The organism is Candidatus Kerfeldbacteria bacterium (assembly GCA_016214565.1).
Taxonomy (GTDB): Bacteria; Patescibacteriota; Patescibacteriia; order UBA10025; family JAHIVO01; genus JAXDBW01.
Window position 1 is genome coordinate 428,547 of the sequence record JACROE010000002.1, and the last position, 12,172, is coordinate 440,718.

12 protein-coding genes, 1 tRNA gene and 1 pseudogene are annotated in these 12,172 nt (G+C 49.8%); 4 read left to right on the forward strand and 10 right to left on the reverse strand.

The genetic code is table 11. From position 1 onward, the window contains the following. Positions 1-57: 57 nt before the first annotated feature. The 3 genes from queA to HZC01_02170 are packed head-to-tail and all read right to left on the reverse strand — an operon-like array spanning position 58 to position 1,913. A complete protein-coding gene (queA, locus tag HZC01_02160) occupies positions 58-1,092 on the reverse strand; it encodes a tRNA preQ1(34) S-adenosylmethionine ribosyltransferase-isomerase QueA (GenBank protein ID MBI5037484.1) in 1,035 nt (344 codons plus the stop codon). Continuing rightward, entirely contained in the window at positions 1,052-1,669 is a 618-nt protein-coding gene (locus HZC01_02165; GenBank protein MBI5037485.1) for a PH domain-containing protein, read from the reverse strand. Before HZC01_02165 ends, queA begins: the two co-directional genes overlap by 41 nt. Then, a complete protein-coding gene (locus HZC01_02170) occupies positions 1,653-1,913 on the reverse strand; it encodes a hypothetical protein (protein MBI5037486.1) in 261 nt (86 codons plus the stop codon). Before HZC01_02170 ends, HZC01_02165 begins: the two co-directional genes overlap by 17 nt. 83 nt (positions 1,914-1,996) lie before the next feature. Here HZC01_02170 and HZC01_02175 point away from each other — a divergent pair, with 83 nt between their 5' ends. After that, positions 1,997-2,644, forward strand: coding sequence for a sortase (locus tag HZC01_02175; protein ID MBI5037487.1), 648 nt, complete (start codon positions 1,997-1,999; stop codon positions 2,642-2,644). On the opposite strand, the gene ruvB is transcribed toward HZC01_02175, so the two are convergent. The 5 genes and pseudogenes from ruvB to HZC01_02200 all read right to left on the reverse strand — a co-directional run bounded on the left by ruvB (position 2,641) and on the right by HZC01_02200 (position 7,607). Continuing rightward, positions 2,641-3,666, reverse strand: a complete 1,026-nt coding sequence (ruvB, locus tag HZC01_02180) for a Holliday junction branch migration DNA helicase RuvB (GenBank protein MBI5037488.1) — start codon at positions 3,664-3,666, stop codon at positions 2,641-2,643. The genes HZC01_02175 and ruvB overlap by 4 nt on opposite strands. An 87-nt stretch (positions 3,667-3,753) precedes the next feature. Beyond that, positions 3,754-4,710 (reverse strand): annotated as a pseudogene (locus HZC01_02185) (NGG1p interacting factor NIF3). 301 nt (positions 4,711-5,011) lie between these two features. Beyond that, a complete protein-coding gene (locus HZC01_02190) occupies positions 5,012-6,871 on the reverse strand; it encodes a VanW family protein (GenBank protein MBI5037489.1) in 1,860 nt (619 codons plus the stop codon). A 6-nt stretch (positions 6,872-6,877) separates the two neighbouring features. Continuing rightward, positions 6,878-7,111, reverse strand: a complete 234-nt coding sequence (locus HZC01_02195; protein ID MBI5037490.1) for a hypothetical protein — start codon at positions 7,109-7,111, stop codon at positions 6,878-6,880. A gap of 4 nt (positions 7,112-7,115) precedes the next feature. Continuing rightward, a complete protein-coding gene (locus tag HZC01_02200) occupies positions 7,116-7,607 on the reverse strand; it encodes an Hsp20/alpha crystallin family protein (GenBank protein ID MBI5037491.1) in 492 nt (163 codons plus the stop codon). Positions 7,608-7,770: 163 nt separating this feature from the next. On the opposite strand from HZC01_02200, the gene HZC01_02205 reads away from it, so the two are divergent. Continuing rightward, positions 7,771-7,845 (forward strand) — tRNA-Glu (locus HZC01_02205). A 51-nt stretch (positions 7,846-7,896) separates the two neighbouring features. On the opposite strand, the gene HZC01_02210 is transcribed toward HZC01_02205, so the two are convergent. After that, on the reverse strand, positions 7,897-8,250 hold the full coding sequence (locus HZC01_02210) for a hypothetical protein (GenBank protein MBI5037492.1): 354 nt from the start codon (positions 8,248-8,250) through the stop codon (positions 7,897-7,899). Positions 8,251-8,382: 132 nt separating this feature from the next. Between HZC01_02210 and tsaD the strand changes: the two genes are divergently transcribed. Then, the gene (tsaD, locus tag HZC01_02215; GenBank protein ID MBI5037493.1) at positions 8,383-9,402 is read left to right on the forward strand and encodes a tRNA (adenosine(37)-N6)-threonylcarbamoyltransferase complex transferase subunit TsaD; all 1,020 of its coding nucleotides are present in this window, start codon (positions 8,383-8,385) and stop codon (positions 9,400-9,402) included. A 27-nt stretch (positions 9,403-9,429) separates the two neighbouring features. Continuing rightward, the gene (locus HZC01_02220; GenBank protein ID MBI5037494.1) at positions 9,430-11,952 is read left to right on the forward strand and encodes a valine--tRNA ligase; all 2,523 of its coding nucleotides are present in this window, start codon (positions 9,430-9,432) and stop codon (positions 11,950-11,952) included. A 10-nt stretch (positions 11,953-11,962) separates the two neighbouring features. Here the strand turns inward: HZC01_02220 and HZC01_02225 are convergent, their stop codons facing one another. Continuing rightward, on the reverse strand, positions 11,963-12,160 hold the full coding sequence (locus HZC01_02225) for a hypothetical protein (protein ID MBI5037495.1): 198 nt from the start codon (positions 12,158-12,160) through the stop codon (positions 11,963-11,965). Positions 12,161-12,172: the final 12 nt, after the last annotated feature.

The following is a 12,172-nucleotide window of genomic DNA, read 5'->3' on the forward strand; positions in this document are numbered from 1 at the left end:
AATAGATTATATTAGCCCCCTATTAATTTGATTGTCAATAGGCGCTCATAGAGCGGCCTACACCATCAACATAGCGTCTCCAAAGCTATGAAATCGATAACCGCGCCGCAGTCCACTGCGATAAGCGCGGAGAATCTTCTCTCGTCCAGCAAAAGCCGATACCAATAATAAAAGGCTTGATTGCGGTACATGAAAATTAGTAATCATGGCGTCCGTCATCCGGAACCCGTACCCGGGATAAATATAAGTATTGATCCAACCCTGAAAAGCGCCGATGTGTTTTCGTGCCAGCGCGGTTTCTAACACTCGAACAGATGTGGTGCCCACCGCGATCACGCGCCGGCCTTCTTTCTTTGCTTGGTGAATCCGCCGCGCCGTTCCACCATCGACAACAGCATGTTCCCGATGCATACGATGCTTGGTAATATCATCGGTGGTAATCGGTTGAAACGTACCAAAACCCACATGCAATGTCACATACTCCAGTTGCACACCCATACGTTTCAGTTTAAGCAACAACCGCTTGGTAAAATGAAACCCCGCTGTGGGCGCCGCCACGGAGCCGATCGGACCAGCATACACGGTTTGATAATCGGGCAATCGGGCAGCGCGTTTAATGTAGGGCGGGGTGGGGGTCGAACCAATCAACTCGGCAATACGCCGAACCCGATCGGGCAAAGCGGAAAATCGCACCTGCCAAACGCCGGCACTGCCTTGTTTGCTGATCACCCCCGATAACCCACGGCCAAACCGCAGCCGCATTCCGATACGCCGAATTTTTCCGCCGATGAGCACCTCCCAAGTTTTGCCGTGCCTAGGACGCAATAAAAATACTTCGAGCTTACCGCCGGTTTCTTTCCGCGCCATTAATCGGGCGGGGAAGACTTTGCTGTTGTTGAAGACGAGGACGTCGCCCGGCTGAAGAAATTGGGGCAGATCAAAAAAATGGCGGTGCTGCAAAACGCCGGTCTGCCGATCCATCACCAACAACCGCGAGTGATCCCGCGGTCGGATTGGCTTCTGGGCAATTGCCTGCGACGGCACACGATAATCAAACTGTGCCAGGCGGAGTCGGGGGTAGCGTTTGGGCATTAGAAGTTGGTTGAGCAGCGCCGGGAGTAGTTATCGACGCCGCTGGTTGATAGGCATTATGTAAATCAAGGATGTGTTTGGCGACCAGGTCGGCATTCGGCACATCGGCAAACATGAACCGATCCTGCTCTGAAGCGGTTTGCACACTGATGCTACCATAACGGAAAATAGTGGGAAGAAAACCCTTGGTCTCGCTACTCACATCTTGGATTTGATTGAGCAGTAATTCAGAGGTTGTGCGATGAAATAATCCATGCTGCTCCGTCGCAATAATCCGCTTATTAGTAATAAACCAAACGTCTAAATAATAATCAACCCAGGCATGGTAGATAAATAAAGTAATATACAGATAAAAAATACTGCCCAATAACACCAGTAATAAATAAGCGAGACTAGCCTGATCGTCGAGTAGTATGGTGAATCGGTACAAGAGGAACACAATCACTACCGGCAGTATCCCGCCGATGAGAAACATGAAGATGCGGCTACCTAAGGCAACCTTATGCCGACGCAATACTTGATCAACCCGCTCGTCAGCCGATAATCCTGGCAGATAATAGTTACTCCAGTCCTTCATTGGCGTCATTTATAAATGGTAGGGAAATCGAAATCGGCTCATTCCAGGGGAAATCTTTCAGGACGGCAAAGGTACCCAAGATAATACCGACGGTAAAAACTAAGAAAAGAAGTGACATAATAATGCTAGGTGCTCGCAAATGCGAAAAACGAATCACATGGTAAATATTGAGCAGGCCCATGAAAACAAACGCGCTGATTATCAACACATATACAATCACGATGTAGACGGGTGTAAATTCCATATGAAAATAGTATACCCTGTTTGTCCGCTGCCATCTAGGTCAGCTTGACCGAGCCGAAGGGAATCCGTACAATGAAGCCCACTATGACAAAACGAACAATGCACATCAGCATAACCGTACTCCTGGTAGTTGCCACGGTGACTGTTGGCTATTTGGTATTCCAAAAATGGCGGGGGAACACCAATGTCGTGGCAGGTGACATCACGGTGATACCTGGAACACGAACGAATACCAACGTGGTCCCGGTTCATCGGGTGCCACTCGAACGAGGCGAGCCGAATCGCATCCACATCCCTGATCGAGATATACAAGCGCCCGTCGTATACGTCGAAGAGGCCAATGAAGAACGATTTCAGGAAGCACTAGCAAGCGGCGTGGTACACTATCCAGGAACAGCGGCGGTTGGTGAGCTCGGCAATCCCTACATCTTTGGACATTCATCTGACTACGCCTGGAAACCGGGCAGCTACAAAAAAGTGTTTGCCCCGCTGGTAGATATCCCGATAGGTACGGCGGTGCGCATTACTAATGACGCGGGAGAACTATACATCTATACAGTGATTGAAACAAAAGTGGTGGGCCCGAAGGACGTTTCTGTACTAGATCAATACAATAATGAGCGATATATGCTCACCCTGCAGACATCCTATCCAATCGGAACCGCGCTCAAACGGTTTATCGCCGTGTGTGAGCTGGATAGTGAAGCAACGTTTGGCCCGGCCACTAACTAGACCAGTTTGCTCTGCAAATTCTTTGGCTCTTCTTTGCCTAAATGGCGATAAGCGGCTGCCGTAGCTACCCGTCCCCGCGGCGTCCGCGCCAGGAATCCAATCTGCATCAAGAATGGCTCGTAGACATCTTCGAGCGTGCTTTGATCTTCGGCAATCGCCGCCGCAATCGTATTCAGGCCGACCGGCCCGCCGGAATAATGATCAATAATATAATGAAGAATCTTCCGATCAGTTTCGTCTAGGCCAAAAGCGTCAATTGCCAGGCGCTCCAATGCTTCATTGGCCATGGCTACCGTGATCGCTCCATCGCCTTTGACCTGTGCGTAATCACGGACACGTTTTAAAAGCCGATTGGCGATGCGCGGCGTTCGTCGTGCCCGCTTAGCAACTTCTGCCAGTGCTTCGGGTTCTGCTGAAACGCCTAAAATCTTGGCAGATCGTTTAATAATCTGCTCAATGTCTTTCTGCTCATAAAAATCCAAGCGATACACATTGCCAAACCGATCCCGGAGCGGGGAGGAGAGGAGATGCACCCGCGTCGTCGCGCCGACTAAGGTAAAGCGAGGCAAATCCAAACGTAAAGTTTTTGCTGATGGGCCTTTACCCACTACGATATCAAGTGCGTACTCCTCCATAGCCGGATAGAGCACTTCCTCGATCAAGCGATTCAATCGATGAATTTCATCAATAAATAAAATATCTCCATCGTTAAGATTGGTAATGATGGCGCCGAGGTCTCCCGCTTTCTCAATGGCTGGACCGGAGGTAACGCGAATATTAACCCCCATCTCGGCCGCGATAATATGGGCAAGAGTAGTTTTGCCAATGCCGGGCGGACCATGGAGCAGGACGTGCTCAATCGGCTCGTCGCGCTTTTTAGCCGCCTGCATAAAAATTGTCAGGTTGTCTTTTACTTTCTCCTGACCAATAAATTCATTAAGTGTCTTTGGCCGCAAACTCAAATCAAAACCGTCATCCTCGGCTTGTTCCTCCTGAGCTACAATGCGATCAGTCGTCACCATGGCACTCTATAATTATTTTTTCTTGCGGTGGGCGGGCTTGCGTTTACCGGGTTTGCTTGATGTGGCTAAGCGTTTTGCTGCGGCACCGCGTCGAACGCGAATCAACCCTGCGACAGGCACTATTTCCACGCCGCGTGACTCAATTTCGTCCAGAAATAAATTCATCCCGAGCGAATCCGATGACATATGCCCAGCAATAATCACATTCAAATGGTGTTGCTCTGCTTGCTTCTTGTGCTCTTCCTGCATATGCATACCAATGATGGTGCCGACGCCGGCATGAGCCAAGCGTTCATACATGTCTTTTGAACCAGAGGTGCCGCCCGTCACTTCCGTTACCGCAATTTTACCCACAAACCGATCCTCGGTACCCGCATAAAGCACGGGGCCGGCTTTTAATTTCGTGGCTGCCTGGTATTCTGGGATTTCTTTGAGTAGGCGCATAATATCACCAACCGTATCAATCTCTTTGCTCTTACGTTCAAAGAGTCGCATCAGGAAGGTGGCCACCATATTGTCGGTAGTCGTATGCGTGCACAGGAGCGGATAGCCCAGCAGCCGAGCAGCATCAACCACGCGATTATGATTAATCGGACTCACTGATCGGGACACCTCGCTCATGCGGAGATGAATCAATGATTCTGCAACGGTAATAGGAACGCCATAGGTTTCCATAATTTCCGCCTGCATATGCATGACTTCATGCAGACCAGCTAACGCGGCGCCAATCGGATGGTGCGCCCAAACCAGATCAATAGGTTTGCCCATATCTGATAATTCCTTGGCAAGCAATACCTCTTCAGTACCAATATCAATGCCAACCATAGCTCGACGGATCGGACGATCAGGGGACGCATTGAAATAGCGCGTATCAGAATACGGATTCGTCAACGATTCTCGATCGTATTCTTTCTTCTCGTCGGCTGTCATGTGTGCAAATCGCTTTGCTTCGCGTGCCAATTTACGAGATAACGCAGCGCGACCGCGCAAATCGTTTTCAATGCCGCGACGGATGGCTAAATCGTAAATTTGTTTGATGGTCATCATAGTGATAGTAATCAATCAGAAAATTAGCCTACTCATAGTACCACCTGCCCGCACCCCTTGACAAGGTTCAGTAGGCATGCTATCATGGCCTGTTCATTAATAAATCTCTCATTTTCGGTACCTCCAGAAAGGTGCGAAAATCAAAGGAGTACGCCAGCCTGCAGTCACGACAAGCATGGAGGTTGTTCATATTCGGATGATCGGGGATTCGTCCTTGGCCATACCAGGGAACAACCTTCTTGACTGCAGACTAGTGTACTTTTTTTGTACCAAAAAACAGCCTCGCCGGCCGAGGCGGCTACAGCGCCTCTTCGGTTGCCGCGGGTTCAGCCGGAGTCGGCTCAACTCCAATCAGACACACTTCCTGCCACGGTTTATAATGACTGCGAAACGTTTCCTCCATCACCTCCCCATTAGCATAGGTTACCGTCCGATTAAACTCAGCGTCAGCGCCGGTGTGGGCTTTTTCTGTACACTTTTTGACCCCGGGAGCGAGGTCGGTAGTTTCGATCAGCTTGGTTGGCCCCGGCGGTGCTAAATTATAAATCCGCGGATTGGTCAGAGATACTGTTCGACCATCGTCGGTGCCATATAATCGAAAAACAAGTTCATCGCCATTGATTTCTGTAGTTAGTAAGACGTGATGTCCAGTGTCATTGATAAATTTGAAATCCGGTGCCGGATCATAGATGGTTGCATCAGTCCCCGCGGGTTCGTAATACGAGACGCGGTACGAATGATTCTTCCGTTCAGTTATTTTCAAACCCGCATCAAGTACTGAGCGGAAGGTGGTGGTGCCAATCTGGCACAGCCCTCCGCCATATTCAGGCACGGTCTTATTGCCTTTGATAACCAACTCTTGTTTGTAACCGTGCTCACCATCTATTTCTCCCAGTGCATTGATCAGAGAAAACTCTTCTCCAGGTTTGATCATCAAACCATTCAGCGCACTAGCCCCAACGCCGATATTATGTCGACGATTAGCGGGACTTCCTTTAAAATTGGAGCGGCCTTCACCAATTAATTCTTTGATGCCATAGCTCAGGGCGCTCCCCTCGGTTGCTTCGGGTGCAATAATATCAACGACGAGTTGTGCTGATTGAGCGTCGCTCTGAATCATGGCATTTAACTCAACTACAGAAGCTGCGATATCGACGGTTCTACCTTCTTCCGCTGGCTGAAATTCAGTCACTCGACCATTGCTTACCTGAAATTTTGATTCTTTGACGGCAACGTCAACTCCAGTTGCAACCTCTTCTAAAAAAGCCACGGCCTGATCATTGTCTAAAACAACGGTGAATACGCCATCAACCGCTGCTGGCCGTATCCATGCCGCAATCTGATCACGGGTTATCTCCCATTTTTTTTCATCAAACTGCAACTGATATGGTGCCCGGGCTAATACATCACCAACGGTAGAAATAAGCGTGGTAGCTTCCGCGGCGTCTACGTCGGGTTGGTCGGGCTGCAAACTAATCGGAATCGACGCGGTCTGCATTGATAACAATTGGGAAGTAATGGAGCTCATAATATCCGTATAGGAAAAAGCGGTGCCCGCTTCTGCCGGAGCTACGGTAATCGAGTCATCCGCAATGACAAATACTGCATCATGCGCGGGTGCTTCATAGGCGCTCAACAATGCCTTCAGCGCTTTTGACATGGCCACCGCATCAATGCTCAAGCTGGGACGGTATGTTTTTCCCCGAAGAGCATAGTAGGCGCGCTCAGGGTAACTCATACTTCGCTGATCAGCGATAATATCATTCAAAGACTCGTCAATGTGGTACGACGCAAGTGGTGTAGCCAATTCTGGGTTGGCCGCATCGCCATACACCATTTCCAAACCAACCGCGTGTGCGTCATACACCAAGGTGATCCCCGTATCTAATAACTCATTAGTATGGCGTACGAGGGCGTCGCGGGCAGCATCATATGATCGATCTCCAATATCATATGTGCCCACACGGGTATGAGGCAACAATCGAGCATCAAATTGCGCGCCATAGGCAAATGTTCCGAGCAAAACTGAACCCCCCACCACGATAGAGATCCCGAGCACTAACAGTGGGGCCCGATATGTTCGAAAAGAAAAACGTGGCGCCGTAGAACTAGGAGCTTTCGTGCTGTTACTCTTTTTTGTCGTTTGTTTTTTTGCCATACACAACTACGAGCGCAATAGCGTATTTAATACGGCACGTGCCAGCTCCTCACGATGCTGCTCTTCAGAGAGCGGAGTGGAGAGGACAAGCTGAAAAACAGCCCCCTGAGTCAGCGCTTCAGGCAAGTCCTTGATGGGCCAGCGGACAATTTGATGATCTGCCAATTCTAAAAGCGCCTGCGTTCCTTCAAACCCTTTGACGGTAACCGTGGTTTGGTACGCGGCCGGTGTCATCATCATGGGATTATTCCTCGTGGACGCGAACGACCGTTACTTTGTTTACTTTTTCAGCTTTGGGTAATGTCACGCTCAGGACCCCATTACGAATGGTGGCCTTGATCTGGTCAATCTTCACATCGCAGGGGAGAATAATGGATCGAGAAAACCCGCCCCAATAACATTCACGGTAAAAATAATCCTGATCAGATACTTCATGATCCTTTTCGCGTTTGCCGCGAATGGTAATCATGTCATTATTAACTGAGATATCAATGTCTTCCGGTTTAACGCCGGCAATGGTGGATTTGATGACAATCTCGTCAGTAGTCTGATAGACGTCGACCGCCAATTGCCCGGCAAAATCATCGTCGTCCAGCCAATTCTGATCAATAGCGCGTGGAGTCGAAGCAGACACTGCTTTGCCATTCGACGCAGCCAAATCACGAGTAAAGTCATACTCGTATTCGTCTTTTCGCTTTTCCTTGGTGTTTGTGGTATTTTTTGAAGCTGATGCCATATCAATATCGCTCAAAGATGCAATTAGTATACAATATTAATACAAGAAGTGCTAGTATAATGGGCATGCATTGACGCGCGCCAATAAGTACGCTACGATTGGCGATACTACATTTATGGCCCCATCGTCCCTGCCACTGGCCATAAACGAACTATTCAACCATGGCCCCATCGTCTAACGGTTAGGACACCACGCTTTCAATGTGGTAACCGGGGTTCGATTCCCCGTGGGGCTACCATAATCATACAAAAAAAGCCCAGTCACCGTTGAGCGCATCATCGTACAATGCCTATGCGGTTTTTTTGTGTCGCGTCATCATCCACACCACCGCACCACCGAGTAAGAGCACCGCGGCAATAATGATAACCATGGCGTCAGTGGATGAAATTTCGCCGCGACTCTGAGCCGTGGCGCTGGTATTTGATGCTGTGCTGGCCGGCTGGGCAATTCGATTATTCAAAACGCTCGAAGGCATTGTCTTGACTTCATTAATCGGAGCGCTATCACCCTGAGTGATTACGTCGGGGGTTTCACTGAAGAGGCCAGCGGCATCGGGCTCGCTCGTAAGTGCAAAGGCGGGCGTAGCGACTGAAACGAAACACCAGGCGATAACGAATGTACATACTAGAGTGCGAAAACGCATAAACTGCAATATGGCCTTAAAAATTCAATACATTGAATAATAAAAACCTTGAATTATTATTAGTATAGCATAGGTACGCCAAGCGTGCCTCCACCAAGTGACGGAGCCAGGTGTGGTACAATACACCTAACTATGCGTATCTTAGGGATAGAAACAAGTTGCGACGAAACGGCTGTCAGCATTATCACGGGCAATCGCGGACGACTAAAAATCGAAGCGCACGTCGTCTCCAGCCAAATCGCCACCCACCGGAAATACGGCGGCGTGGTGCCTGAAGTTGCCGCGCGACATCATGTGCACAACATGATCCCGGTCATCATGGAAGCCCTGCGCACGACGCACCGAACACCGGATGATATTGATGCCATTGCGGTGACGCGCGGTCCAGGTTTGATTACCTCCTTGCGGGTCGGCGTGCAAACCGCCAAGACCCTGAGCTATGTCTGGAATAAACCGCTGATCGGGGTCAATCATATGGAGGGGCACGTCTATGCAAACTGGTTAGACCAATCAAACATTACTTTCCCCGTGCTCTGTCTGGTAGTATCAGGCGGACATACCCAGCTAATCCTGATGACCGACCATGGTCAATACCGATTGCTCGGACAAACCAGAGATGATGCGGCCGGAGAAGCATTTGATAAAGTCGCTAAGATGCTCAAGCTGCCGTACCCCGGTGGGCCACGCATACAGAAACTCGCTGTTAAAGGGAATGCGCAGCGCTTCAACTTCCCTCGGCCGATGCTCAATCAAAACAATGATGACTTCAGTTTTGCCGGATTAAAGACTGCTGTGCTCACCGTGCTCACCAACCACTATCAATCAAAAAAACCGCCGCTGGCTGACATCTGCGCTTCATTTCAGCAGGCGGTCATCGATGTTCTGGTGCAAAAAACAATCCGCGCTGCCAACCAATACCACACCAAAAGCGTCATCCTCGCTGGTGGAGTGGCGGCCAACCAACCGCTGCGCGAACAACTCAAACAAGCCGTCCGCACCCTGAACCCCCGTATCAAGTATGGCACTCCGCCGCTCTCACTCTGTACTGATAACGCGACAATGATTGCCATGGCCGGATATGCCCAGGCGCGTAAAAAACGGTTTGATGACTGGCATACCATGGAAGCCGACCCCAATTGGGAACTCGTCTAATGGCTGATTTTCGGGTACACTGTATACATGAAACCCCTGGAAAAAGCCTACGAACCACAATCAATTGAACAAGCCATCTATCAGCGCTGGGAGCGGTCAGGATTTTTTAATCCTGACAAATTGCCGGGTAAACGCACCAAGACATTTAGCGTAGCCATGCCCCCGCCAAACGTGACTGGGGAATTGCATCTGGGGCATGCTACCGGCATCACCATCCAGGACATTTTGACGCGATTCTACCGGATGCGTGGGTACAAAGCGCTCTATCTGCCGGGCACTGACCACGCTGGTATCTCTACGCAGGTAATGGTAGAACGTCTCATCGCAGAGTCAGGGCTTGACCGACACACCCTGGGGCGTGAGGCATTCCTGAAGCACGTCTGGGATTGGAAGAAAAAATACGGCAGCCGCATTACCGAGCAAATCCGCCAGCTCGGCGCCTCGTGCGATTGGTCACGCGAACATTTCACCATGGATCCTAAGCTTACCGAGGCAGTTCAGCATGCCTTTATCACCATGTATAAGGACGGACTTATCTATCGCGGAAATCGAATTGTGAACTGGGATCCAAAAAGCCGAACCGCGCTGTCCGATCTGGAAGTAAAACACGTCGAAACAACCAGTAAGCTCTACTACATCAAATATCCTCTCTTTGGCAGTACCAAATATGTAACCGTCGCCACGACTCGTCCTGAAACTATGCTTGGCGATACCGCGGTCGCCGTTAATCCCGATGATGCGCGATACAAAGAGTACATCGGTAAAAGTGTGCTGATCCCTATCGTTAATCGCGAAGTGCCGATCATCACCGACAAACGCGTTGACCCAGCTTTTGGCACTGGCGCGGTCAAAGTTACTCCCGCCCATGACCCGCTGGATTATGAAATCGGCCAGGACCATCATCTCCCCATCATCAATATTATTGGCATGGATGGCATGCTCACAAAAGAAGCGGGGGAATATTATGGCAAAAGCGTTCAGCAAGCACGCCAACTTATTATTCAACGTTTAGACGAGGAAGAATTGCTGGAAAAAACTATTGATTACCTGCACAATCAAGCCCGATCCGAACGAACCAGCGCTCCGATTGAACCGCTCATCTCTCGCCAATGGTTTGTCAAAATGGATAAACTCGCCGCAGCTGGACTGCGCGCAGTCAAACAGAAAAAAATCGCCATCATCCCTGACCGATTTGATAAAGTCTACACGCACTGGCTGGAAAATATCAAAGACTGGTGTATTTCCCGACAATTATGGTGGGGTCATCAAATCCCGATTTGGTACAAAGGCGACGAGGTGCGTGCTTCAATCAAAAAACCAGGAAATGGCTGGGTGCAAGACGAGGACACATTGGACACCTGGTTCTCTTCGGGACTCTGGACCTTTGCCACCTTAGGCTGGCCGAAGCGCGGGACGGCTGACCTCAAGCGCTATCATCCCACCACGGTCATGGAAACCGGCTGGGATCTAATTTTCTTCTGGGTAGCACGCATGATTATGCTGAGCCTGTACTTCACTAAATCAATTCCCTTCAAAACAGTGTACCTGCACGGCATGGTACTGGATAAAGACGGCAAAAAAATGTCCAAGTCAAAAGGTACGGGCGTTGATCCAATCCCCATGACCCAAAAGTACGGCACTGACGCCATTCGCTTATCACTCATACTGGGCACGACGCCCGGACAAGACTTCCGTCTCTACGAAGAAAAGATTGCTGGCTACCGAAATTTCATCAATAAGCTGTGGAACGTTGCGCGGTATGTATTGGCACATCCGAAGACGAAGGAACCACTGCGCCTGACGACCTTAGCTGACCAATGGATTATGAGCCGGCTCCAGGGATTAATCACCACCGTGACTACCCACATCGAATCGTACAACTTTTCGGAAGCCGGCACCGCACTCTATGACTTCCTCTGGCGCGAGTTGGCTGATTGGTACATTGAGCTTTCGAAATCTCATCTAAACGTTCCGCTGCTCTACCATATCCTGGAAACGTTTCTCGCGTTAGCCCACCCCTACATGCCCTATGTGACCGAGGAGGTTTGGTCGAGATTATCGGGCACCGAAAAAAAATCTATGCTCATCGTACACGCCTGGCCTCAGGCTCAACGCCGCTACCACAATACTGAAGCAGAAAAAAAATTCACCACCCTTCAGGACTTCGTCGGCAGCATTAGAAATATTCGCGCTGAAGAGAAAATATCGCCCACCACACTCATTGATGCGGTGATTAGCGGTAAGCGCCAGTCAGTCATTATTGAGCATCAGGAAAGTATTATGCGCCTGGCTCGATTAAAATCACTCACGGCCAGCCCCATTACCAAACCAACGGGAACCATCACCGGTCTTGATTTTGCCTTAGATTATACCCGTGACGACACCTCAATCAACAAAGAACTGCATCAATTATCAGAATACATTCAGCGCTTAGAACAAAAGCTCTCGAATGCTAATTTCATTGACCATGCCCCGGAAGCGGTCATTGAGGGAGAGCGGGAAAAATTAGCCGAAGCGCGAGAACGGCTTCAGTCTTTGACTCGCGGTTAGGGAGCGGCTCCTACTTACGCGCCCGGGCGGACCGACCCAGGTCTTCTTTGCTCATTCCATGATAATCCCGACCCTCATGGAATGCTTGATTATGTTTCCGCTCTTCTTCCCATCGATCACGCGCTTCATGCTGCTCTCGAACTTTTTCCGAGGCCTGCGCCTGGATTCGATGGATTTCTCGCTCACTGATGGAACCAAATTCGCCCATATTTTTTTATGG